Below are 24,231 nucleotides of genomic sequence, written 5' to 3' on the forward strand. Positions count from 1 at the left end.
ATGAAGGGCAACATCTCGCGCATGAGCTACCGGGAGGACCAGCACTATTCCGGGGTCTTCCAGGTCCAGGGCGGCATGGTGACAGATGCCAATATCTGCGAGGAGGCAATCATCGCACGGGCCCGCGCCGACAACCTCGGCCGGGATACCGCCGCGAGCGGCGTGCCGGCGGCAGGCGGCACCGTGGATCTCGGCCAGGGCGGGCCACGGCTCATGCCCGGCACCGTCTATGCCGAAGGTGTCCGGGGCGTGACGCGGGCCACCGGCCCGCTCAACGGCCCCCTCGCGCTCTACGGCGCGCAGGAGGATTTTCCCGCAGCCCCGCCCCTGCCCGGCAACGGGCCGTTCTTCCTCTATGCCGACCTCTGGGAGCGGACGGTCACGCGGCTCGAGGACGGGCTCCTCGCGGATGCAGGCTTTCACGGCGCGGAGACCGCCTTCCGCCAGCGCACCATGGCGCAGATCAAGTTCGCGCCCATGGCGCAACTCGGGCAGCTCGGCGACGCCGACGGCCCCCTGCCCCGGCAGGGCGACGGCCGGCTGACGGCGGAGCCGGTCGACCCGGGCCTGATCGCCGACGATTGCGACCCCTGCGCCGATACCGTCGCGGCCGAGCAGACGGTCGCGAATGCCCTCTTCCGCATCGAGGTGCTGCATGTGACCGGCGACCCGCAGTCGCCCGATACGATCACCCTGGCCTGGTCGGCGGAAAACGCCGCGGCGGTCGCACGGGTCGGGATCAGCGCCGAGGATTTCGGCCGGGCCGGGGCGGTCTACGAGGTCTTCACGCTCGAAAGCGAGATGCATCTCGGCGTGCACCATGCTGTGGATCAGGTGCAGCGCTCGACCTTCATTGCCGCGGTGGGCGATGCGCCCAACCCGGCCGATGACGCTCCGGGGCCATTCCTCCGCCGCTGGGACGGCAAGGCCGAGATCGACTTCGCCGCCGGCACCGCCGACACCATGGGAAGCGGCGGCATCGCGCTCGACGGCGACAGCGTTGCGCTCACGACCGGGGTGCTGACCGCGCGGATCGACTTCGAGGACCGCGCCATCGTCGCGGGCGACTACTGGCTCATCGAGACGCGCCGCTTTGCCGCCGAACCGATCCGGGTGGTGAGCGAGGCCCCCATGGGCATCCGGCATCACTACTGCCCGCTCCTGCGCGTGACCGATGGCGATGTCGAACCGGTGAGCGATGCCGAGCGCCGGCGGCTTTCCTTCCCCGCACTTCCCGATCTCCCCGCAAGCCACGTGAGCTTCGAGAACACCTGCGCCGATCTCTACCACGGTGCGGAGAACGTGCAGGACGCGCTTGCGGCCCTCTGCGACCTCAATGCCTCGGATGTGGGCTTCGACCCGACGGGATGCCCGCGGCTCTACGACAATGTCGACAACCTCCAGGATGCCCTCACCAATCTCTGCAAGGTCGATTTCGGCATCGAGCGCTATCTGCGGCTGATGCAGGACTGGGGCGTGGTCTGCGGCGTGATCCCGCGGAAGGGCGGCAGCGACACGCGGATCGCCTGGAGCGCCGGCACCATCCTTGACCGGGCGGGACATCTCGGCGAGGTCGCGGCCGACGAGCTGGAGATCGGCCGTATCGTCGAGAGCGAGGGGTTTCACTACGCCAGTCTCGACGAATTCGCCTCGGCGTTCCGGCGCGGCGAGGTCTGCCTCGCGCTCTCGATCGAGGACGGCGGCAAGATCCGGCCGCACCTCGCCCCGGAGACGCGCGCCTTCGGGCCGAAGGATCCGACCTTCCTGAGCGTCTTCACCGAATGCCGCGACCGCAAGCGGCCCTTCGACTTCAAGGGCGATCTCGTGGCGGCCCCCGAGGCGAACAAGGCGGTGCTCGACAAGGTGATCTACGGCGCCGCCTCGCCCAAGCTTGCGGGCGGGCAGAAGCTTTCCTCGAGCGAGCAACGCGTTGCGCGGAAATACACCGACGATCTGGTCGGGCGCTACACCCGGCACGTCGGCGACGACGAGGTTGCGCGAGGCCTCACCGCCCGGATTGCCGAGATCGACGAGAGCGTCCGGCCGGATGACGCCAGCGGCACGGTGCGCGAGGCGCTGTTTCTCAAGCGCGAGGCACTGGTCTACAAGGCGATCCGCGAGACGGATGAGGAGCGCATTCGCCGCTGCCTCTGCGATGCGGTGCTGCCGCGCTGCCCGACGCCGGGCGATCCGCCGCATCTCGTGCCGATCGCCTGCCTGCGCGGCCTCGTCGAGGGCGGGCAGGTGCGGCTGCAGGAGGTCTGCCCGCACTGCTGCCGCAAGCAGGCGATGTCCTGGCGCATGGTGCAATACTACACGGCCGAGCTTCGCGACGGGCTCGCGGCGACCGTGAAAACCTATTGCTGCCCGCCGCCCGAAAAGCCGCAGGGCGGGATCCGGCCGGACCTCAAGATACCCGACACGTTCGTTGCCAGGGCCCTGAAGCCCGACTTCGGCCCCAACATGCTGCTCGACGGCGCGGCACAGAGCCTTGCCATCCTGACCGGGTTCACACCGCCCAGCGACTACAAGGTCAGCCCCGACATCGGCGATCTCGGCATCGACGCGGCGAAGACGGCACTCGAGGGCAACGGCATCGAGGTGGCGAAGACGATCAACGCCGCCGATGCCGAGGCGATCACCAAGCTGCGCGAGGCGCGCGTGGGGGTCGCGCCCGAGGATCTTGTGCTCGATGACGGCGGTGTCTCGCCCGGGGATCGGGTGGCGCTCATCGTCCAGGATGGCGTCGCGGTCGATTACATCAAGCTCGACACCGGCGGCGGGAAGTATCTCTTCGAGCGTGCGGCCCCGGCGGGCGAGATCACTGCGCCGGATTTCGACGCCCGGGCCGAGGCTGCAATGGAGGCCTTCGACGGCCGCCTCGCCGATCGCACCGCGGAGGCGAAAGCCGCCGAGGCCGAGCTCGCCGAGGCGATTGCCCGGCGGCGCGAGGAAATCTCCGCGACCGAGAACGATCTGGTGCGGATCCGGGCCGAGCGGGATGCGGTCGTCCGCGAGATCTCGGCGGCACGGGACACGCTTGCCACGATCTCCGAACAGCAGAAGGCGGCGCTGGCGGCCGCGGCCAAGGAACGCGATGCGGTCGTCACCTCGATGCGGCGCGAGACACCGGTCGCGGCGGTGCTGGGCGGCGAGGCCGAGTTCGGCGCCGCACTGACGGGCGGTGGGATCGTGACGCTGGGCGCCCTCGCGGACCTGCCCGATGCCGAGCTCCAGCGCGTGGCGCGGGATGCGGGCCTCAACCTCACCGTCGCGCGGCGGCTCAAGCGTGCGGCGGAAACCACGATCAAGGCCCCGATCGGATAGGAGGCGCGGCCATGAAGCTCAAGAAGCGCAGACGGCGGATGCTCCGGAGCGCGGCGCGTGGTCCGCGCGGCCGCCGCAGCGGACCGCCCGCCCGCAGCGAAGGGGCGGAGACGCGGGTGATCGTCGGCGGCGCGCTCGATCCGGCGGAGAAGGCCGCCGACCGGGCCGCGGCCCAGGCGATGGCCGGCGCGCGCGTCACCGCCTCGGCCCCCGCAACCGGGGCGGTGCACCGCAAATGCGCCGAATGTGCGGCGGAAGACGAGAAGAAGAAGGAAGCGAAGCGCAGCGCGGCCGGCGCGCCCGCGGTGGCGGCCGGGGCAAAGGCCGGGGCCGCCGGACCCCACGCCTCTGCGGCGGTCCGCAACATGGGGGCGGGCAAGCCGCTCGCACCTGCCGACCGCGCCTTCTTCGAGCCGCGCTTCGGGCGCGATTTCTCCACCGTGCGGCTCCATGACGGCCCTGCCGCCGACCGGGCGGCCCGCGCCATCGGGGCACGCGCCTTCGCCTGGGGCGGCGACATCGCCTTCGCCGCCGGAGAAAGGGCGCGGGGCGGCGGGCGGCTGCTCGGCCACGAGCTGGCGCATGTCGCAGCCGACGGCCGGGCGGGTGCGGCGCGGCGGATGCTGCGCCGGGCGACCATCGCCACCGCGGACGGCGCCGGGCAATACAAGAAGGTGCCCGAGAAGCAGAAGCCCGACGTCACCCGCGCCCTCGGCCTCGTCGAGCGCGCGATCAAGGCCAGGCGCTGCCGGGATTTCTTCCGGGACAGCTGCAGCGGCGGGGCGCTCGACAGCGCAACCAAGACCTTCGACGCCGCGACCGTCTACTACCTGCCCGACAAGACCAACCGCTTCGGCCTCAGCGACATCCGCAAGGTGGCGGCGGATCCGCATGTGGTCGCCTACAACCAGAAGGCCTTCGACATCGGCCGCTGGGAGGTCGCGGCAACCCTGCTCCACGAACTCTTCCACACCTGCGACATGAGCGTCGACGACATGGACGAGATCCTCGCGGAGAAGGCCACCGAGGCCTGCGGCTTCTACGCCCCCTGGATCACCAAGGCGTCGCCCGACAAGGTGCGCGTCGGCGACACGATCACCCTCAAGGGCTTCCAGTTCGGCCAGACCCAGGATGCCGATCATCGCGTCGAGATGGGCGGGGTGCCGATCACCGCCTACGACACCTGGGCGCAGCCGAAGGGCGCCTCCGCCGTCACCATCGCCTTCAAGGTGCCCGAAGGCGTGATGGCCGATCCCGGTGTTGCGAAGGCGGTCGAGCTCGTCGTGGTGAACCACGGCACGCGGAGCAATGCGAAGTCCGTCACGGTCGAGCCCTGAGCCTGGCCATGGGCGACGCGCGCACCCATACCGTCGTCCGCAGGGCAAGACCCCGCTGCCCGGTTCCGGCGGTCCGGCGCCGCGTGCAGGCCCCCGAGCGGGCCCATCCCGCCGCGTCGGCCCGGCTTCTTCAGCCCGCGCTGCGCGTCGGGGCCGCGAACGATCCGCTCGAGCGCGAGGCGGAACAGATGGCCGAACGCGTGGTCGCGATGCCCGCGCCCGCCCCGGCTCCCCCCGCCGCCGAACCCGGCGGCGATGCGGGAAGCGCCGCGGCAGGCGCGGCCCGGCGCTTCCCGAAGATCGACCAGGAGAGCCAGCCCGACACCACGACCTTCGACAGCGCCCCGCCGATTCCCGCCGATCATCAGGACCCGACCGTCCCCAAGACCGAGGATGTCGATACCGCGGGCCTCCAGCAGGACGAGTTCGGCGAGATCGCGGAGGGCGAGCCGACGCCGCCGGTCGAGGACGCGCTGCAGGCCGCGCCGGACGGCCCGGCGGTCGGGGCCGAGGGCGGCCCCGCGCCGCGCGACGTGGCGCACAAGGTCGCCCAGCCCGGCGCCGGGCGGCCGCTGCCCGCCACCGTCCGCGCCTTCATGGAGCCGCGCTTCGGCCTGGGCTTCGGCGATGTGCGGATCCATGACGGCGCCGAGGACCGGCGCGCCGCCGACCGGATCGGGGCGCGCGCCTTCACCCACCGCGAACACATCTGGATGGGCGCGGGCGAGAGCGTCGAGGACCGGCGCCTGATGGCGCATGAACTCACCCATGTCGTGCAGCAGACCCGCCGCCCAAGCCTCGCCGCGGAGGATGCCGCCCCCGCCCAGCGCGCGGCCGAGCCGCAGATCCGCCGCGGCTGGCTCCGCAACAAGGCCGAGCGGGTGGCACGGAACGTGCCCGGCTATTTCCTGATGACGGTGATCCTCGGCAAGAGCCCGATCACCGGCAACCGGGTGCCGCGCACCGCGGAAAACCTCATCGGCGGCTTCCTCGGGCTGCTCCCCGGCGGCAACCTGATCTTCGAGCGGCTGAAGGAGACCCGCGCGCTCCAGAACGCCTTCGACTGGGTGTCGCGGCGGCTCTCGGAGCTCAACATCACCTGGGCGCGCATCAAGGGGCTCGTCTCGGATTTCATCGACGAGATGCCCTCGCTCTCGCCGATCAAGGACGCCAAGCGCATCTTCGGCCCGCTCGTCGAGGACATCATCACCTTCGTCGGCGAGATCAAGGACAAGATCCTCGAGTTCATCATCCACGGCGCGCTGAAACTTGCCGGGAGCTGGGGCGACCGGGTCTGGGAGGTGATCCAGCAGGCGCGCGAGACCATCTCGCTCATCCTGAACGACCCGCTGGGCTTTGCGAAGAACCTCGTTCGCGCGGTGGTCGGCGGCTTCCAGAAGTTCGGCAAGAACATCTGGAAACACATCAAGTCCGGGCTGATGGCCTGGCTCTTCGGCACGCTCCAGGGCATGGAGATCCAGATGCCGCAGAAGCTCGACTTCAAGGGCATCCTCTCGGTCGCGCTCCAGATCGTCGGCCTCACCTATGCGAATTTCCGCAAGATCCTCGTGAAGAAGCTCGGGCGCGGCGGCGAGCGCAAGGTCGCGTTTCTCGAACGCTCGGTCGAGGTCGTGCAGATCCTCGTGCGCGACGGCTTCGTCGGCATCTGGCAGCGGGTGCTCGAGGCGATCGAGGGCTTCAAGACCACGGTGATCGACGGCATCCGCGATTTCGTCATCGGCACGATCATCAACGGCGCGCTCTCCTGGATCGCCGGGCTCTCGAACCCGGTGGGGGCGATCGTGAAGGTCGCGCTCTCGATCTACAACATGATCAAGACCTTCCTCGAGCGGATGGAGCAGATCATCGAACTGGTGAGCTCGATCTTCTCCTCGATCGGCGCCATCGCCCGCGGCCAGATCGCGCAGGCGGTGGATTTCATCGAGACCACGATCGCCCGCACCATCCCGGTCTTTCTCGCCTTCGTCGCGGCCCTCGTGCCCGTGACCGGCATCACCAATACGATCCGTGGCATCTTCAAGAAGCTCAAGGCCCCGGTGAAGCGCGCGATGGAAAAGCTCGTCACCTTCTTCGTGAAGAAGGCGAAGAAGCTCTTCTCGAAGATCCTCGGCAAGGTGAACCGCAAGCGCAAGCTCGCCAGGCATGGCTTCCGCATCGGCGAGGCCGCGCATGCGCTCATTCCCGAACAGGCGGGCAACAGCTTCGTGCTCAAGATCGCTTCGGGCAAGCCGCGCAAGGCCGATCAGGCCCAGGCCGAAATGAAGGGCGAGGGCCAGAAGGCGACCGAGTTCGGTGACGATTCGAAATGCGTCGAGGCGTTCAAGGCAGCCTTCCAGCTCGAGGTCGACGAGGCCGAGGCGGCACTGAAGAAGGTGAAGCCGGCCCAGCAGAAGACCTCGACCAAGAAACCCGCCGACAAGGCCACCGCCGAGACGGCGGATGCGGGCCAGAAGCTCTCCAAGCTCGGGCCCTGCATCGCCGACAATCCGTTCTTCGAGGACAAGCCGCAGGATGGCGCGATCATCCGCGCCCGCGAGCCCCGCATTGCCGAGATCGAGGGCGATGCCGGCCTCTACACCGACCGGGGCAATGTCACCTCGAAGGCGATCGAGACGGTCGGCGGCAAGGCGGGGCTCGGCGCGCGCGGCAAGCAGCGGCTCTCGAACTACTACGAGAACGACCATATACCGGAGAAGAGCCTCGGCTTTGCCATTCAGGAATATGTCCAGGGCGATCTCAAGGCCGAGATCGCCGAGGGCGAGCGCGACGGCAGCCCGATCCCCGATCCCAATCTCGGCGACATCGACACCCGGGCGCTCGGCAAGAAGGGCGAGCAGCTTCCCGCGATCACCGTCTACCGGCCCGCGCACCGCCAGAAGACGGCGGCGGATGCGAAGCGCACGGACCACAAGAAGATCATCGCCGCCGCCAAGGCGAAAAGCAGCCCGCTCGAGAAGATTGCCGCCCTGCGCGCCGGCATTCAGGCCGAGATGGAGACCGAGCTGTCCCAGACCGCGGATCTCTACAGCGCCGACAAGGCGGCCACGAAGCAGATCCGCGGCAAGCTGCGGGCGGGGATGCGCGATCTCGGCACGCTCAACAAGGCGCTCTTCGGCTTCGAGCCCGGCAAGCCGCCCAAGGTCAAGCGCGGCGGCTCGGATGCGCCCGGCGGCTCGGACTTGCCGATGGAGGGCGATCCGGCCTCCGGCCTGCCGGATTTCGCCGATCTCGAGGGGCTGCGGACCGAATACAAGGCAAAGCCCAAGAATGTCGGCAACTATCTCGAATACGACCATGTCGTCGAGGCAACGCTGGCCGAAAAGGCGCGCGACCTGACGCTTGGCGATGCGGCCTTCCGGGGCGGGCTCGACGAGCAGGTCAAGGCGCGCGCCGCCGAGCAGGCCGCCGCGGAGGCAAAGACCGACGGCGACAAGGGCCGGACCGCCGCGGAAGTCGAGAAACGCGCGAAGGGCCGGCTCGCGAGCCTCGACGGCCCGGCCTTCACCGGCGGCGCGCGGAGCTATGACCGCGAGCGCGCGGGCACGGTCGCACTCTACCGTCCGGTGCATCGCGAGGTGACGGCGGCGCAGCAGGGCGTGAAGGGGCCGATCGTGACCGAGGCCGAGATCGCCGGCGCACGGACGAAACTCCTCGACTACGCCGTCTCCAACCCCTCCGACACGGCGATGCGGAAATCCGCGGTCGCCGATCTCCAGACCGCGGTGCGCGGCAAGTTCGAGGCCGAGATCGCCGGCCACACCGCCAAGATCCGCGATGCCTATGTCATCGAGCTCAAGGATTTCATGGCGCTCAACCGCTCGAAGCAGGCGGCGGCGAAGATGCAGAGCGTGGTGGAGCGCGTCGCGGACACGCTGCGCACGCTGCGCAGCGAGTCGCTCGATCTGCTGAAGTGAGCGCTCCGGGCCTCAGGCCGCGAGCCGCTCCTCCGCGCCACGCAGCAGCAGGGCGATGATGTCGGAGCGCGTGATGATGCCGACAAGCACGCCCTCCCGCGTGACCGGGACCGTCTCGGCCCCCTGCACCGCCAGCCGGTGGAGCAGGCGGCCGACGGGGAGGTCGTCGGGCACCGCGCGCTCCGGGTCACGCATGATCGCGGAGGCAAGCGGTCCGCGGCGGCCCGGCACCGGCTGCAACAGCGCGTCGATCACGTCCGCCTGCAGGATCAGGCCGCGGAACAGGCCCGTACGGTCCACCACCGGCAGGCTCTTGATCGCATGGCGCCGGAAGAGCGCGGCGAGCTCCGGAATGCTCGCCTCGGGCGGCGCGGTGATGAGGTCGCGGGTCATGATCTCGGCACAGGTGACGCCATCGAAACGGTGCGCCGCGGCCTCGCCCTCGGCCGCTGCAAGCAGACGGCCGAGATCCGCGACGCCGATATTGGGCGACTGGTTGAAGCGCGAAAGCAGCGCGCCGAGTTCCGCATTCGAAAGGCCGATGCGATCCGGCTCCTCCGCCAGTTCGAGGCTTGCCGGCTGGCGGAAGGGATAGACCCGACCCGTCAGCCGGTTGAAGACGATCCCGGCCAGGACGAGGGCGAGCGTCATCGCCCCCACCGGAACGAGGGCAAAGGCAAAGCCCGCCTCGCGCACCGCCTCCGGGTTGAGCGCGGCAAGAAGTGCTATGGCGCTGCCCGGGGGATGCAGCGCGCGGACAAGCTGCATCGCGAGGATCGCCCCGCCAACCGCCAGCGGCGGCGCCCAGGGCGCAGGCACGACCATCAGCACCGCCACCGCCATCGCCGCCGAGACGACGTTGCCGACAACCGCCGACCAGGGCTGCGCCAGCGGCGCGTTCGGCACCGCGAAAATGAGCACGGCCGACGCCCCGAGCGGCGCCACGAGCCCCATGCGGAGCCCCGCGACCTGCGGCAGCCACCACGCGAGCGCCATGCAGACCGCGATCCCCACCAGCCCCCCTGCGGCGGCACGAAGGATCTCGCCGCGCCGCGTTGCAGGCAGGACGGGGCCGAAGGCGTGAAGGGTCCAGGAAGCGATACTCATCGGCATTTTCGCTCAACAACCGGGCATAATTCAGCCCAAATGATCACAGGATAAGCGAAATGAAAACAGGATCGGGGAACCGGGGCATCGCCCGCGGCAACCGGGCGTTCCGCTGCGCGCCGTCCAACCGGACAAGAGCGCGGCAGAACAGGCGGCGGCGGAACGATGTTCGCGCCGGGGCGGCCCCGGCGCCGTATCCATACCTATTTTCGCGCCGCAGCCGGCGCGCGCAGGATCGGAACCGCGTGCGGCCGCGCGCTCTCGATCGCCATGTGGAGCGAGCGCGCGATCCGCTCGGCGCAGGCGATCACATGCCGCGCGCCCTCCGGGGGGCAGACCTCCTGCGCCGTTTCGCGAAAGAGCGCGAGCCAGCGGTCGAACGCATCCCACGCCACCGGCAGGCCCACATGCTTCGGCACCGGCGCGCCGTGGTAGCGGCCGGTCATCAGCGCAACCGAAGACCAGAACGCCACCATCTGTTCCAGATGCGGCCCCCAGTCGGTGATCCGCGCCGCGAAGATCGGCCCGAGCAGCGCATCGGCCTGCACCCTGCCATAGAAGCGATGCACCAGACGGGTGAGGATCTCCTCGTCGAGGCCGGTCTCCGCCATGAGCGCCGCCGTCCTCTCCGGCCGGGCGGAAACGATCTGCGGCCGGGGCGGCGCAACGGAGGGCATGGGCGAAACTCCCGCATCAAGGGCTTGCCCCAGCCTCTACAAGGCTTAATAGGTATTGTAAATGCGCATTCATGGAGCACGCCGCCATGCGTCTCACCAGCTTCACCGATTACGGCCTCCGCATGCTGATGCGGCTCGCCAGTGCGCCGGGGCGCGCGTTTTCCACCGCCGAGCTTGCGGAGGAATTCGGCCTGCCGCGCAATCATCTTGCAAAGATCGTCCAGCAGCTCGCCCGCGGCGGCATGGTCACGACCAGGCGCGGCGGTGGCGGCGGCGCGGCGCTCGCCCGCCCTCCGTCCGAGATCCGTCTGGGCGATGTCGTGCGCCTGCTCGAGGAAGGTCAGGCGCTGGTCGAATGCCTCGGGCCCGGCGGCGGCCAATGCAGCATCGACGGGCGCTGCGGCCTCAAGGCCCGGCTCCGTTCCGCGGAGGCCGCGTTCCTCGCCGATCTCGACCGCTCGACCCTCGCCGATATCGCCCTCACCGCGCACCCAGGCGCCTGAGGCCCGCTCAGGCCCGCAGCGTGCGCGCCACGGATTGCAGCGCCTCGAAGGCCGCGAAGCGCCGGTCGTGGAGCGCCTTGAAGGCGGCATCGGGGTGATGCACCGCATCGCTTGCCGAAAGCGCGTCCATCGCCGCCGCCGTGTCGGGAAAAAGCCCGCCCGCCACGGCGCCGAGGATGGCCGAGCCGAGCAGCACCGGCTCCTCCGCACGGCTGCCATGGACGGGCCGTCCCGTGGCATCGGCAAGCAGCTGGCGCACGACCGGAAGCTGGCCCGCACCGCCGCTCATCATGATCCGCGCGGTCGGCGCACCCGCCGCATCCTGCGCCTCGAGGATCTGGCGCAGCCCGTAGGCGATGCCGCAGATCCCGGCGACATAGAGCGCGGTGAGGCTCTCGAGCCCGCGTTCCATGCCCAGCCCCGCGATCACCGCGCGGGCATGCGGATCGGCGAAGGGCGCGCGGTTGCCGAGGAATTCCGGCACGACATGGAGCCCGTCGGCCAGCGCCGCCACCTCCGAAAGACCCGCCGCGGCGGAGGCTGCGCGCGCCGCCAGCCAGACCGGAAGAGGTTCCCCCGCGGCTTCCGCAGCGGCGCGGGCCTCCGCGGCGGCGGGGTGAAAGGCGAGCAGCTGGTCGATCGCGGCCCCGGCGGCGGACTGCCCGCCTTCGTTCAGCCACATGCCCGGCACCATCGCCTGGAAATAGGGGCCCCAGACCCCCGGCACGAAGACCGGCTCGCGCGTCGTCGTCATCGTGCAGGAGGAGGTGCCGAAGACATAGCCGACATTCTCTTCCGGCGCACCGACCGCACCCACCGTGCCGATCCCCCCGGCATGGGCGTCGATCAGCCCGGCCGCGACCGGCGTGCCCGGCGCCAGCCCGAGCTCCGCCGCCGCCGCCGCCGTGAGCCCCGCGCCGAGCGGCGTTCCCGGCGGCACGATCCGCGTGCCGATCCGCGCAAACCCCGCCTCCGCCAGGTCGCCGAGCCCGATGCGGTGGAAGTAATCCGCATCCCAGCGCCCCTCATGGGCGAGATAGGTCCACTTGCAGGTGACGGTGCAGGTCGAGCGCGCCAGATCCCCGGTCGCCCGCCAGCTCAGGAAATCCGCAAGATCGAAGAACTGCCAGGCGGCGGCATAGGTCTCCGGCCGGTTCTCCCGCAGCCAGAGCAGCTTCGGCGTCTCCATCTCCGGCGAGATCACCCCGCCGACATAGGCCAGCACCGGGTGCCGTATCGCATTGATCCGCTCGGCCTGGCCGATGGCGCGGTGATCCATCCAGACGATGATGTCGCGCGCCGGATCCTCCGACGCGCCGATCGGCAGCGGCGCACCGCCCTCGCCCAGCACGACGAGCGAACAGGTCGCATCGAACCCGATCCCCGCGACGCGCGCGGGATCGGCGCCCGCCTTCGCCAGCGCGCCCTTCACCGCGGCACAGACCGAAGCCCAGATCTCGGCGCTCGATTGCTCGGCGATGTCGGCGCCCTCGCGCCAGAGGGTGATGTCGCGCTTGTCGGCCGCGAGCATGCGCCCCTCGAGATCGAAGAGCCCGGCGCGGGCGCTGCCGGTGCCGACATCGACGCCGAGAAGCAGGGGGGCGGTCTGGCTGGAGAGGGTCATGGCACTGCCTTGCATCTGGGCCGGACGGGGGCGGAGGGAGGGGGGGGGAGACCGCGCCCCCGCCCGGCAACACAGCGTCAGAGATCGACGCTGTTCGGAAGGATGACGAGATCGCGGATCACCACGTTGCGCGGCCGGCTCAGCATGAAGAGCACGGCCTCGGCGACCTCCTTCGGCTGCATGAGCGAGCCGTTGTCGAGCGCCTCCTGCATCTTCTCCTTCGGCCAGTCGTCGAGCAGCGCGGTGACGACCGGCCCGGGCAGCACCGCGCCCATGCGGATGCCATGCACCGAGACCTGACGCCGCGTCGCATGCAGGAAGGCCTGCACGGCGAATTTCGAGGCCGTGTAGACCGGCTCCCAGACCACGGGCACCACCCCCGCGACCGAGGAGGTGAAGATCACGTCGCCGGTCTTGCGCTCGATCATGTAGGGCAGCACCGCGCGCACCGAGCGGAAGGCCGCGTTGATGTTGAGATTGAGCACCCGGTCCCAGGCCTCCGGATCGCCCTCCGCCGCCGGCCCGCCGACATAGGCCCCGGCATTGGCATGGAGAATGTCGAGCGTGCCCGCGATATCGAGGATGCCCTCGAGCATCCCCGAGACCTGCGCGCCATCGAGCAGATCGACGACGAGCGGCTTCGCCCGCGGCCCGAGCTCCTCGCAGAGCGCCCGGAGCCGGTCCTCGGCGCGGTCGATCAGCACAACGGTCGCGCCTTCGCCGAGCAGGGTGCGGGCGCATTCGAGCCCGATCCCCGAGGCGGCGCCGGTGATCGCCGCGACCTTGTCCTTCATGAGTTCGGCCATGTTCCGATCCTTTCGGGGAGTATCAGGCGCGGCCGTGGCTGGCACGGGACTGGCGCGCGAGGCTGTCGACGATCACCGCGATGGCGAGCACGCCGCCGGTGATCATGTAGCGCAGCGAGGAGCTGAGATTGAGCAGCGTGAGCCCGTTGGAGATCGCCTGGATGACGAGGATGCCGAGCAGCGCCGACCAGGCCGAGCCGCGCCCGCCGAAGAGCGAGGTGCCGCCGATCACCGCCGCGGCGATGGCGTTGAGGTTCACATCCCCCGCCCCGGCCTGCTGGCTCGAGGAGGCAAGCCGCGCCGCGGAGAGAACGCCGCCAAGGGCGGCCAGCGTCGAGCAGAGCATGAAGGCGGAGAGGCGGATGCGGTTCACGTTGATGCCCGAGCGGCGCGCCGCCTCGGAATTGCCGCCGACGGCAAACATCGAACGGCCCCATTTCGTGCGGGTGAGCGCATAGTTCATCGCGACGACCAGCGCAACGAAGAGGCCGAACATCCACGGGATGCCGCGGCCCTGGTTGAGATACTGGACCGCCACGATCAGCGCCACGGTCAGAAACCCCGCCTTGGCCAGAACCACGCTGAGCGACGGGCTCGAGAGGTTCGCCGCCGCCCGCCGGCGCATGTTGCGCAGATCGAGCCAGATCATCAGCGCCCCCGGCACCAGCGCGAGCAGCAGCGAGAGCCAGGCCGGCATGACCAGGATCTGGCCGAAGCGCACCAGCGGCGAGGCATAGGGCAGGTTGATCGAGCCGGTCGGCCCGAGGATGTAGAGCTGCAATCCGAGGAGCGCGAGCAGGCCCGAGAGCGTCGAGACGAAGCTCGGCATCCCGAAGCGGTTGAGCAGCATGCCGTAGACGAGCCCCATGAGGGCGCCCGCGCCGAGGGCGGCGAGGATCGCCATCGGCAGAGGCAGGCCCGCCTTCATCCAGAGCACGCCGGTGATCGCCGAGGCCAGCCCGCTCATCGAGCCGACCGAGAGATCGATCTGCCCGAGCAAGAGCACGCAGACGATCCCGAGCGAGATGCAGCCCACGGCGGCGGCATCGAAGAGCAGGTTCACCAGGTTGTTCGGCGCCAGGAAGACCGGATTGATCGCGGAGAAGACGGTGGTGATGAGCACGAGGCCGACCACCACCGGCAGCATGCCGATATCGCCCGAGCGCACCCGGTCGATGAAACCGCGGATCGCGCCGGCAATGCCTTCGTCATGCCGCACGCGGCTGTCGGAACGGTCGAGGGCGGGGGCGCTCTTGTGATCGGTCATGGTCATGTGTCCATTTCTTCGAGCTTGCGCGCGCGGCGGCGCGAAACCGAGTTCTCGCTCGCCCCGGTGATCGCGGCGACAAGCTCCTCGTTCGAGGTCTCGGCGGTGAAGACGCCGTTGTTCCGCCCGAGGCGCAGCACGACGATACGGTCGGCAACCGCCCGCACATCCTCCATGTTGTGGGAAATGAGGATCACCCCGTGGCCGCGGTCGCGCACCCGCTCGATGAGATTGAGCACCTCCGCGGTCTGCGCGACGCCAAGTGCCGCGGTCGGCTCGTCGAGCATGATGATCTTCGGATCGAGCAGCAGCGAACGCGCGATGGCGACGGTCTGGCGCTGCCCCCCCGAGAGCGAGGCGATCGGCTCGCGCACCGACGGGATGCGCGCGGCGAGCTCCTTCAGCAGCGTCCAGGCCCGGACCTCCATCTGCACCTCGTCGAGCGACCAGGGCGAGATCTCGTGGCCGAGGAAGAGGTTCGCCACCACGTCGAGGTTCTCGCAGAGCGCCAGATCCTGGAACACCGTGGCGATGCCGAGCTCCAGCGCCTCGCCCGGGCTGTCGAGCGAGACCGGCGCGCCCATGAACTCGATCGTGCCGCCGGTCGGCTGGTGGACGCCCGCGAGCACCTTCACCAGCGTCGACTTGCCCGCGCCGTTGTCGCCGACCAGCGCGACCACCTCGCCCGCATGGACGTCGAGCGCGATATCCGTCAGCGCCGAGACCGCGCCGAACTGCTTGGAAACCCCGCGGAGCCGGAGAATGGGCTCCCCCCGCTGCGGCTCTTCGGCCATCGCCATGGCATGTTCTCCCTTCGTCTGAGGGCCGCGCGCGCCCCGAAGGGCCCGCGCCTGCCGTTTTACGGATTTACTGCACGATCCCGAGTTCCTGGCACGGCGCGGCATATTCGCCGGTGCAGACCTCACCCGCCGCCTGGATCCCCTTGTCGAAGATCTCGGCCTTGATGTTCTCGCGCGTGACCACCGCGGGCACGAAGAGCTCGGCAGGCGTGTCGTAGAGCGTCGTCTTCGCCTCGGGCGTCTCGCCCTTGAGGAAGCCGGTCGTCACCTCGGCGGCGGCGCGCGCCACGATCTCGGAGGGCTTGGAGATGGTGTTGTACTGATCGCCCGCGATGATGAGCTGGAGCGCGGCGATCGTCGCGTCATTGCCGGTGACAGGGGGGAGCGGATCGACGCCCGCGGCCTTCATCGCCGCGATGGCCCCGCCCGCGGTGCCGTCATTGGCCGCGACGATGCCCTTGATCTCCGCACCGAAGCGGGTGATCTGCCCGGCGGTCCATTCCTGCGCCTTGGGCGGCGCCCAGTCCGGCGTGTCGTATTCGGCAAGCGTCTTGTAGTCGGAACCGTCGAGCGCCACGTCGATGCCGTCGCGGATGAGCCCCGCCGCCGCATCGGTCGGCGAGCCGTTGATCTGCAGCACGCCCGAGCCCGCCGGCACGCCGGTATCGTGCAGGTGATCGACCAGCGACTGCGCGATCGCCTCGCCGATGCCCTTGTTGTCGAAGGAGACATAGTAATCCGCCGGAACGTCCGGGATCGGCCGGTCATAGGCGATCACCTTCACGTCCTGCGAATGGGCGATCTCGACGAGGGCGGCGGCGGCGGCCGAATCCACCGGGTCGAGCACGATCACCTTGGCGCCCTGGGCGATGACCGAGTTGAACTGCTGCTGCTGCAACGACACATCGGCATTGGCGTTCTGGTAGATCACCGTGCAATCCGGGCAGAGCTCGCCCATCGCTTCCTTGAAGCCGGGGAAGTCGTGCTCCTCGTACCGGGTCGAGGCCTGGTCGGGCATCAGGAAGGCCACCGTGGCGGCGTCCTGCGCAAACGCCGGGCCAACCCCCAGCAGGGATGTGAGCGCCGACGCCGCGAGCAGCGAGAATTTCCGGGTCATGTCTGTTCCTCCACAGGTTTCGAGCGCCCGCCGGCCGGAACAGGGGAAGAGACGGAAACGGCCGCATCCTTCTGCGGGATGCGGGCGGCCGCAGTCATGCGGCGGCGCGTCGATCTTCCTCCCCATGCCCCGTTTTCGGGTGCACCACCGATTGCGCAAGTTTGCTCAATCGATGGAGCATTATTGCTCCCGAGATCGAATGCCGTCAAGATGGAAGGCGGCACGAATGCAGGAGAGCCAGCGGGATGGGCGCCGAGACCGGAGATTCGCCAAGAAGGCCAACGATCTACGATCTCGCCCAGATCGCGGGCACCAGCCCCAGCGCGGTCAGCGCGGTGCTGAACGGCACCTGGAAGAAGCGTCGAATCAGCGAGAAGCTCGCCCGCCGGATCTCGCAGATCGCCGAGGAGCAGGGCTACGCGGTGAACCTTCAGGCGAGCATGCTGCGGCGCGAGCGCTCGAAGGTGGTGGGGATGATCGTGCCGAAATACGACAACCGCTATTTCGGCGCGATCGCCGAGCGGTTCGAGACCATGGCCCGCGCCCGCGGCCTCTTCCCCGTCATCACCTGCACCCGGCGCGATCCCGAGCTGGAATTCGAGGCCGCGCGCGAGCTCGTCTCCTTCCAGGCCGAATGCCTGATTTCCACCGGCACCACCGATCCCGACCGCATCTCGGATTTCTGCGCCGCCGCCGGCGTGCGGACGATCAATCTCGACCTCCCCGGCACCCGCGCCCCCTCGGTCGTCTCGGACAATTTCGGCGGCGCGCGCGATCTCACCCGGCTGATCCTCGAGCGGATGCGCAGCGAGTTCGGCGCGGCCGATCCGCTGCTCTTCGTCGGCGGGCGCGCCGCGGACAACAACACCTCCGAGCGCCTGCGCGGCTTTCTCGAGGCGCACCGCGAAATGGGCCTCGCCTGCCCGCCCGAGCTCCGGATCGTCGCGGGCTACGCCCCCGGCAAGACCGAGGCCGCCCTCGAGCGCATCGCCCTGCCCGAACGGCTCGGCATCTTCGTCAACTCGACGATCAGCCTCGAAGGCGTCGTGCACTGGATGAAGCGCGGCGACCGCGCCGCCCCCCGCCTCCTGCGCTTCGGCTGCTTCGACTGGGATCCGTTCGCGGCGCTGCTGCCGGAGAATGTCGGCATGACCGAGCAGGATGTCGACGGCATGCTCGACGTGGTCTTCGGCATGATCGAGGCCTGGCCCGAAAGCCCCCGCCGCATCGAGGTGCCCTGCATCCTGCGCCCGATACCGGCCCCCGCCGCGCCCGCGCAGGCCCAACCCGGCTGAAATCCGCGCGCCAACCCTGCGCCGGGCTTTTGACACCCCGATCCTGTTGAATTGGCCTTCCCTTCCCCCGCCGCTGCGGCAACACTCCGCGCCGCAGCGCGCAGCGTTATTCTTGACAAAACCACTCGAATAAACATACCCGCGCAGGTACGAGCCAGAAGAGACGCCGGGGAAGCCTGCATGTTCCACACCGCTGAAAGCCTGCAGGGGCATGGCGACAGCCCGGCCCTGATCACCGGCGCCACCGTCATGAGCTACGCCGGGCTCGCCGAGGCCGCGGAGCGGTTCGCCGCCCGGCTCCCGCAGGCGCGCGGGCTCATCGCCATCGAGATGACGCCCGCCCCGGCGACGATCGCGGCCTATCTCGGCGCCCTGCAGGCGGGCCACGCCGTGCTGCCGCTGCCGGCCGGCGAGCCCGAGCTCGCCCGAGGGCTCGAGGCCCGCTTCCGCCCCGCCGCGAGCTGGCGCACCACCGGCGGCCGGGTCCGCCTCCTCCATCACCCGCGGCCCGCGGCCCTCCACCCCGATCTCTTCCTGCTGCTCACCACCTCGGGCAGCACCGGCCAGGGGCGTGGCGTCCGGCTCTCCCGCGCCGCGGTGGCGGCAAATGCCGCGGCGATCGCGGACTATCTGGAGATCGGGCCGCAGGAGCGCGCCGCCCTGGTGCTGCCGCTCCACTATTCCTACGGCCTCTCCGTCCTGCACTCCCATCTCGCGCGCGGCGCCAGCCTCTGGCTCGGTGAGGGCTCGGTCCTCGACCCGGGCTTCCTGCCCGCGCTCGCCGCCTCGGGCGCCACCAGCTTCGCCGGCGTCCCGCATCATTTCCGCATGCTCCGCAGCATCGGGGCCGACGCGCAGCTCCCCGCCGCGCTCGGCTGCATGACCGTCGCCGGCGGCGCGATGCCTGCCGCCGAGGTCCGGCACTGGGCGGGCGTGATGGCCGCGCGCCGCGGCCGCTTCGTGCCGATGTACGGCCAGACGGAGGCCACCGCCCGCATCGCCTACCTGCCCCCCGAATGCGCCACGACCGCCCCGGATGCCATCGGCGACGCCATCCCCGGCGGAAGCCTCATGCTCCGCGACGAGGCCGGGCGCCCGATCACCGCGCCGGAAACCGAGGGCGAGCTGATCTACCGCGGCCCGAATGTCATGATGGGCTATGCCGACAGCGCGGCGGACCTCGCCCGCGGCAGCGAGCTCGGCGAACTCGCGACGGGCGATCTCGCCCGGCGCGGCGCCGACGGCTTCTACCGCATCACCGGCCGCCGCTCCCGCATGTCGAAGATCGCGGGCCTGCGCATCGGCCATGACGCGCTCGAACGCGCGCTCGGCGAGGCCGGGCACGAGGTGGCGGTCTGGGGCGACGATGAAACGATCTGGGTCGCGGCCCGCGCACCCGCCGCAACGCTGCAGGCCGACGCCGCCCGCCTCGCCGGCATCCGGGCCCAGCATGTCACGCTGGTGCCCTGCGCCGTGTTTCCCCGCCGCGCCAACGGCAAGATCGACTATCCCGCGCTGAAGGAGCGCGCCGCGCCGCCCGCCGCCGACCCCGGCCTCGAGGCCATCTTCGCCCGCACCTTCGCCCCGCGCCCGGTGCGCCCGACCGACAGCTTCGAGAGCCTCGGCGGCGACTCGCTCCAGCATGTCGCGCTCTCGCTGCTGCTCGACCGGCGGCTCGGCGGCCTGCCGCCGGGCTGGGAGCAGCGCCCGATCGCGGAGCTCGAACGCCCGGCGCCCGCGCGCGCCGCCCGCGTGGCGATGCCGATGCTGGCCCGCGCGCTCGCCATCCTCGCGGTCGTCGTCGCGCACCAGACCCACTGGCCGGTCTATGGCGGCGCGGCCGCAATGGTCATCCTCCTCGGCATGAGCGTCGCCCGGCACCGGCGCGGCCCGCTGATCCGCGGCGACGCCCTGGGCTTCCTCGCCCCCGTGCAGCGCGTCCTCCTGCCCTATGCGCTCGTGCTGGCGGGCTTCGCGATCGCCTGGCACCAGGTGCCCTGGGCCTCGGTGTTTCTCGTCGGAAACCTCGCGCTCACCTCGCCCGAGACCCACCTGATGCTGCCCTATCTCTACTGGTTCGTCGAAGCCTATGTGCAGATCTGCCTGATGCTCGTCCTGCTGTTCCGGCCGCCCCCGATGCGCGCCTGGCTTGCGGCATCGCCCTTCACCGTCGGGCTGGCGCTGCTCGCTCTCGGCGTCGCGCTCCGGGTGACCCTGCCCGAGCTCTGGCCGCTGCCCGACGGCCGCTCGCAATTCTCGGTGCCCTGGGTCTTCTACCTCTTCGCCCTCGGCTGGTGCACCGCCCTGGCGCAAGGCGCGGCGCAGCGCACCACCGTGCTCGCCGCCGCCGCCTTCATCATGCCGCTCGTCGCCTGGCTCGGCGGCAACTGGTACGGCTCCTGGGAGAAATACATGAGCCTGCTTGTGCTCGTCGCCCTGCTGCTCCATGTCGAGACGGTGCGGCTGCCGCGTCCGGCCGTGCGCGGCGTCATGCATCTCGCGAACGCCGCCTTCCCGATCTACCTGCTCCACCGCCTCGTCCCGGAGCACCTGATGCCCGGCCTCGGCCTCAGTCTGCCGCCTGTGGCCGAGAACACCATCGCCATCCTCGGCGGCCTTGCCCTCGGCCTTCTCGCCGCCCGCGGGCTCGACTGGCTCACGCACCTCCGCTGGGCGCCGGGCCTGGGCGCGCAGGAGGAGCCCGGCTTCCGTCTCGGGCAGGACCCCGGCCCGATCTCCAAGGCCACCTGACCCCGCCCCCGCGCGGGGCGCGGAAACCGCCGCGGCGCCGCCTGGAAGGCGTCGAGGTCGCCCCTCAGCTTGTGGAAGAAGCCGCTCGTCCTGCCGTAGTCATCCCCGCCCTGATCCGCGCGTTCACCCCAGGGAAGCCCGCGACCCCCGTTATGGACGCGCGCTGGATACCGGTAACGGTATAGACATCCCGCTGGACCTTCCCGGAAGGCGTTCGCGGCGGGAAGCCTCGCCCGGGCAACCTGATCGGCGGCCATGCCCTCGATGAAATTCCCTTCCGAGGTCGGTCATCCCGCCGTGGCCGGGCTTCTTGTCATCGAGCCCCGGCGGCCTTGCCGAAACCGAGCAGCAGATCCCCCTGATGGGCGAAAAAGAGCGCCGGAGGCAGATCGGAAGGTCTCCCCTCCCAGGCATGGCGCAGCCTCTCCGGGCCCGGATTGCCGGGAACGTCCCGTTTCAGCATCGCCTTTACCTTGGCGTGGCTCCTGAAACCGGTAAACCCTCGGGCCCAGAGGCCCGCGGTGCAACCCGCCGGACGGAGCGAAAGCCCTTCCCGGATTACAAGCCAACCCGGTCCGGCACCGCCCGCCTTCGCGCGGATGCCAAAGCCGCATTCATGATATGTTAACTACGAAAATCCAATGATTTCAGTGGCGTTTTTCGATTTTCACGGTGAAACGCCCTGCTTTCACGCCCCGCGGCGCTCACTTTCCGCGCTTCGCTCCGGTCATCAGGGCAAAGAAATCCTGCATCTGCTCATACCCGCTCGCACCGGGCATCCAGTCCTTCCACATCTCGGCCGGATCCATCGTCTTGACAGTCGCGAGCATCCTGTTGCGGATCTCGCCCATCACCTCGTCATGCAGCGGCTTGACATCCGGCAGCCCGAGAAAGTCCCGGGCTTCCTCGGGCGTGCAGTCTATCTCGATGGTGACTTTCATATGCCGTCTCCTCCTCAGGACAGTCGCCAGTTCAGCCCATCCCGCCCCTCACCGTCCAGAGCGCCGAGAAGATCCCCGACAATGCAACATATTATTCCAGATCCCGAGTCCTCATGCGCCCGCCACCCTCCATCCACGGCGACATCGCCAGCCTTCTCGACATGATCGAGCCGGGCCTGGGAAACCACGCTCTTGTGGACCGCCTCACCGCACGCAAAGCCGAGAAGGCCGACCTCAGACGGCCCGCCGCCCCCTTTCAGCGCACCTGATCGCCGTTCAACCGGCACCCCTTGGTTGGATAACCTGATGTGAGGTTCTGGCACTCCCGCTCTGAAGCCCGATCCGGCTCCAGGGGCCCGCCGCCGAGGCGGGATTGCCGCCTTCCTTCGCCCTCCAACCGGCTCGAAAGACTACATCAGGGAAGCCCTGCTTTTTTTCCAGAGTGCTTCCACGGCAGATCCAAACGCAAACGCCGCCCCGGAGGGCGGCAATCTTGCTGGAATTCTTCCGCTTTCCGTTGAAACGACAAAACCCCGCCGGAGGGGCGGGGTTCTTGCCAGTATATCTGGTTGCGGGGGCAGGATTTGAACCTGCGGCCTTCAGGTTATGAGCCTGACGAGCTACCGGGCTGCTCCACCCCGCGGCAGGGCATGGTGAAGAGAGAGAAAGGTGCGTTTTACAGGCCTGGCGGTGACCTACTCTCCCACGTCTTGGGACGCAGTACCATCGGCGCCGTGGCGCTTAACGGCCGAGTTCGGGATGGGATCGGGTGTTTCGCTCGCAGCTGTTGCCACCAAGCCAGTAAAACGCACCGTATGCGCAAGTCTTTCGGGCTTGCGTTTCGGTGAGACGAGACTGTCTTTCCTGTCGTATTCCGGGTCAAGGGCTTCCTGTCCGGGAAGGGGCACGTGCCTCTCTTCCACTGGATCGGATCAAGCCTGTCGGGCGATTAGTATCGGTCAGCTGAGTGCATTGCTGCACTTACACCTCCGACCTATCGACGTGGTGGTCTACCACGGCCCTCAAGGGAGACCTGGTTTTGAGGGGGGCTTCCCGCTTAGATGCCTTCAGCGGTTATCCTGTCCGCACATAGCTACCCTGCACTGCCGTTGGCACGACAACAGGTCCACCAGTGGTGCGTTCACCCCGGTCCTCTCGTACTAGGGGCAACTCCTCTCAAGTCTCCTACACCCACGGCAGATAGGGACCGAACTGTCTCACGACGTTCTAAACCCAGCTCACGTACCACTTTAAACGGCGAACAGCCGTACCCTTGGGACCTTCTCCAGCCCCAGGATGTGATGAGCCGACATCGAGGTGCCAAACACTGCCGTCGATATGGACTCTTGGGCAGTATCAGCCTGTTATCCCCGGCGTACCTTTTATCCGTTGAGCGATGGCCCTTCCACTCGGGACCACCGGATCACTATGGCCGACTTTCGTCTCTGCTCGACTTGTCAGTCTCGCAGTCAGGCGGGCTTATGCCATTGCACTCGACGAGCGATTTCCGACCGCTCTGAGCCCACCATCGCGCGCCTCCGTTACTATTTGGGAGGCGACCGCCCCAGTCAAACTACCCGCCACACAGGGTCCCGGAACCGGATAACGGTCCGCGGTTAGACATCAAGCGAACAAAGGGTGGTATCTCAAGGGTGGCTCCACGGGAACTGGCGTCCCCGCTTCGAAGCCTACCACCTATCCTGCACATTGCGCGCCTGATGCCAGTGTGAAGCTGTAGTAAAGGTGCACGGGGTCTTTCCGTCTGACCGCGGGAACCCCGCATCTTCACGGGGAATTCAATTTCGCTGAGTCTGCATTGGAGACAGCGGGGAAGTCGTTACGCCATTCGTGCAGGTCGGAACTTACCCGACAAGGAATTTCGCTACCTTAGGACCGTTATAGTTACGGCCGCCGTTTACCGGGGCTTCAATTCAATGCTTGCACATCTCCTTTTAACCTTCCGGCACCGGGCAGGCGTCAGACCCTATACGTCGCCTTGCGGCTTCGCAGAGTCCTGTGTTTTTAGTAAACAGTCGCCACCCCCTGGTCTGTGCCCCCCGCCAACGCTTGCGCGCCAACGGGGCCTCCTTCTTCCGAAGTTACGGAGGCATTTTGCCGAGTTCCTTCAATGCAGTTCTCTCAAGCGCCTTGGTATGCTCTACCAGTCCACCTGTGTCGGTTTCGGGTACGATCTTATGGAGGGCTATTTCCTGGAACCACTTCGAGGCCTGATCAATCCGATAAGATCAGACAACAGCCGCGATCCGTCACTTCCTCCTGGCTCTGGAATATTAACCAGATTCCCATCGACTACGCCTTTCGGCCTCGCCTTAGGGGTCGGCTCACCCTGCTCAGATTAGCTTTAAGCAGGAACCCTTGGACTTTCGGCGAGAGTGTCTCTCACACTCTTTGTCGCTACTCATGTCAACATTCTCGCTTCTGAATGCTCCACCGGATCGCTTACGCGCCGGCTTCATCGCAAACCCTCTGTCTTCGCATGATCCCTTGCAGGACCATGAAGAGACATAGGGTTTATAGACAGAACGCTCCGCTACCGCGTGCACAAAGTGCACACCCTGAGCTTCGGCTCGTGGCTTGAGCCCCGTTACATCTTCGCCGCAGGACCTCTTGTTTAGACCAGTGAGCTGTTACGCTATCTTTAAAGGATGGCTGCTTCTAAGCCAACCTCCTGGTTGTTTTGGAAGTCCCACATGCTTTCCCACTTAGCCACGAATTGGGGGCCT

General features: G+C 68.6%; 15 protein-coding genes, 1 tRNA gene and 2 rRNA genes (1 of these 18 running past the window's edge). 6 read left to right on the forward strand and 12 right to left on the reverse strand.

Annotated features, from left to right (window positions below; translation table 11 throughout):
- The 3 genes from ACF66B_RS11025 to ACF66B_RS11035 are packed head-to-tail and all read left to right on the forward strand — an operon-like array spanning window position 1 to window position 8,599.
- On the forward strand, window positions 1-3,327 hold the full coding sequence (locus ACF66B_RS11025) for a DUF6519 domain-containing protein (RefSeq protein WP_111431105.1): 3,327 nt from the start codon (window positions 1-3) through the stop codon (window positions 3,325-3,327).
- An 11-nt stretch (window positions 3,328-3,338) separates the two neighbouring features.
- Window positions 3,339-4,664, forward strand: coding sequence for a DUF4157 domain-containing protein (locus ACF66B_RS11030; protein ID WP_111431104.1), 1,326 nt, complete (start codon window positions 3,339-3,341; stop codon window positions 4,662-4,664).
- Between the two features lie 8 nt (window positions 4,665-4,672).
- Complete coding sequence (locus tag ACF66B_RS11035) at window positions 4,673-8,599, forward strand: DUF4157 domain-containing protein (protein WP_111431103.1); 3,927 nt, start codon at window positions 4,673-4,675, stop codon at window positions 8,597-8,599.
- Between the two features lie 12 nt (window positions 8,600-8,611).
- On the opposite strand, the gene ACF66B_RS11040 is transcribed toward ACF66B_RS11035, so the two are convergent.
- Window positions 8,612-9,706 carry an HPP family protein gene (locus ACF66B_RS11040; RefSeq protein WP_111431102.1) on the reverse strand — a complete coding sequence of 365 codons (1,095 nt, stop codon included), beginning with the start codon at window positions 9,704-9,706 and terminating at the stop codon, window positions 8,612-8,614.
- Between the two features lie 203 nt (window positions 9,707-9,909).
- Complete coding sequence (locus tag ACF66B_RS11045; RefSeq protein WP_111431101.1) at window positions 9,910-10,383, reverse strand: group III truncated hemoglobin; 474 nt, start codon at window positions 10,381-10,383, stop codon at window positions 9,910-9,912.
- 86 nt (window positions 10,384-10,469) lie between these two features.
- Here ACF66B_RS11045 and ACF66B_RS11050 point away from each other — a divergent pair, with 86 nt between their 5' ends.
- On the forward strand, window positions 10,470-10,886 hold the full coding sequence (locus ACF66B_RS11050; protein WP_111431100.1) for an Rrf2 family transcriptional regulator: 417 nt from the start codon (window positions 10,470-10,472) through the stop codon (window positions 10,884-10,886).
- Window positions 10,887-10,893: 7 nt separating this feature from the next.
- Here ACF66B_RS11050 and ACF66B_RS11055 read toward each other — a convergent pair whose 3' ends face one another.
- From ACF66B_RS11055 to ACF66B_RS11075, 5 genes are all read right to left on the reverse strand, one after another.
- Window positions 10,894-12,510, reverse strand: coding sequence for an FGGY-family carbohydrate kinase (locus ACF66B_RS11055; RefSeq protein WP_111431099.1), 1,617 nt, complete (start codon window positions 12,508-12,510; stop codon window positions 10,894-10,896).
- A gap of 77 nt (window positions 12,511-12,587) precedes the next feature.
- On the reverse strand, window positions 12,588-13,316 hold the full coding sequence (locus ACF66B_RS11060; RefSeq protein WP_111431098.1) for an SDR family oxidoreductase: 729 nt from the start codon (window positions 13,314-13,316) through the stop codon (window positions 12,588-12,590).
- 22 nt (window positions 13,317-13,338) lie between these two features.
- The gene (locus tag ACF66B_RS11065; protein ID WP_111431199.1) at window positions 13,339-14,583 is read right to left on the reverse strand and encodes a sugar ABC transporter permease; all 1,245 of its coding nucleotides are present in this window, start codon (window positions 14,581-14,583) and stop codon (window positions 13,339-13,341) included.
- A gap of 2 nt (window positions 14,584-14,585) precedes the next feature.
- Window positions 14,586-15,383, reverse strand: a complete 798-nt coding sequence (locus tag ACF66B_RS11070; RefSeq protein WP_111431097.1) for a sugar ABC transporter ATP-binding protein — start codon at window positions 15,381-15,383, stop codon at window positions 14,586-14,588.
- 67 nt (window positions 15,384-15,450) lie between these two features.
- Complete coding sequence (locus ACF66B_RS11075; RefSeq protein ID WP_111431096.1) at window positions 15,451-16,500, reverse strand: sugar ABC transporter substrate-binding protein; 1,050 nt, start codon at window positions 16,498-16,500, stop codon at window positions 15,451-15,453.
- A 245-nt stretch (window positions 16,501-16,745) separates the two neighbouring features.
- Here ACF66B_RS11075 and ACF66B_RS11080 point away from each other — a divergent pair, with 245 nt between their 5' ends.
- Together ACF66B_RS11080 and ACF66B_RS11085 are read left to right on the forward strand one after the other, a co-directional pair.
- The gene (locus ACF66B_RS11080) at window positions 16,746-17,795 is read left to right on the forward strand and encodes a LacI family DNA-binding transcriptional regulator (protein ID WP_111431095.1); all 1,050 of its coding nucleotides are present in this window, start codon (window positions 16,746-16,748) and stop codon (window positions 17,793-17,795) included.
- A gap of 180 nt (window positions 17,796-17,975) precedes the next feature.
- Window positions 17,976-20,546, forward strand: coding sequence for an AMP-binding protein (locus tag ACF66B_RS11085; RefSeq protein WP_111431094.1), 2,571 nt, complete (start codon window positions 17,976-17,978; stop codon window positions 20,544-20,546).
- A 313-nt stretch (window positions 20,547-20,859) separates the two neighbouring features.
- Here the strand turns inward: ACF66B_RS11085 and ACF66B_RS11090 are convergent, their stop codons facing one another.
- The 5 genes from ACF66B_RS11090 to ACF66B_RS11110 form a co-directional block, all read right to left on the reverse strand.
- Window positions 20,860-21,009 carry a hypothetical protein gene (locus tag ACF66B_RS11090; RefSeq protein WP_162683367.1) on the reverse strand — a complete coding sequence of 50 codons (150 nt, stop codon included), beginning with the start codon at window positions 21,007-21,009 and terminating at the stop codon, window positions 20,860-20,862.
- Between the two features lie 241 nt (window positions 21,010-21,250).
- Window positions 21,251-21,487, reverse strand: coding sequence for a DUF6489 family protein (locus tag ACF66B_RS11095; protein ID WP_111431093.1), 237 nt, complete (start codon window positions 21,485-21,487; stop codon window positions 21,251-21,253).
- 566 nt (window positions 21,488-22,053) lie between these two features.
- Window positions 22,054-22,130, reverse strand: a tRNA-Met gene (locus ACF66B_RS11100).
- Window positions 22,131-22,169: 39 nt separating this feature from the next.
- Window positions 22,170-22,285: ribosomal RNA gene (rrf, locus tag ACF66B_RS11105) — 5S ribosomal RNA — on the reverse strand.
- A 130-nt stretch (window positions 22,286-22,415) separates the two neighbouring features.
- A 23S ribosomal RNA gene (locus ACF66B_RS11110) occupies window positions 22,416-24,231 on the reverse strand; it runs 1,021 nt beyond the window's last position.

The organism is Amaricoccus sp. B4 (assembly GCF_043226085.1).
Lineage (GTDB): Bacteria > Pseudomonadota > Alphaproteobacteria > Rhodobacterales > Rhodobacteraceae > Amaricoccus.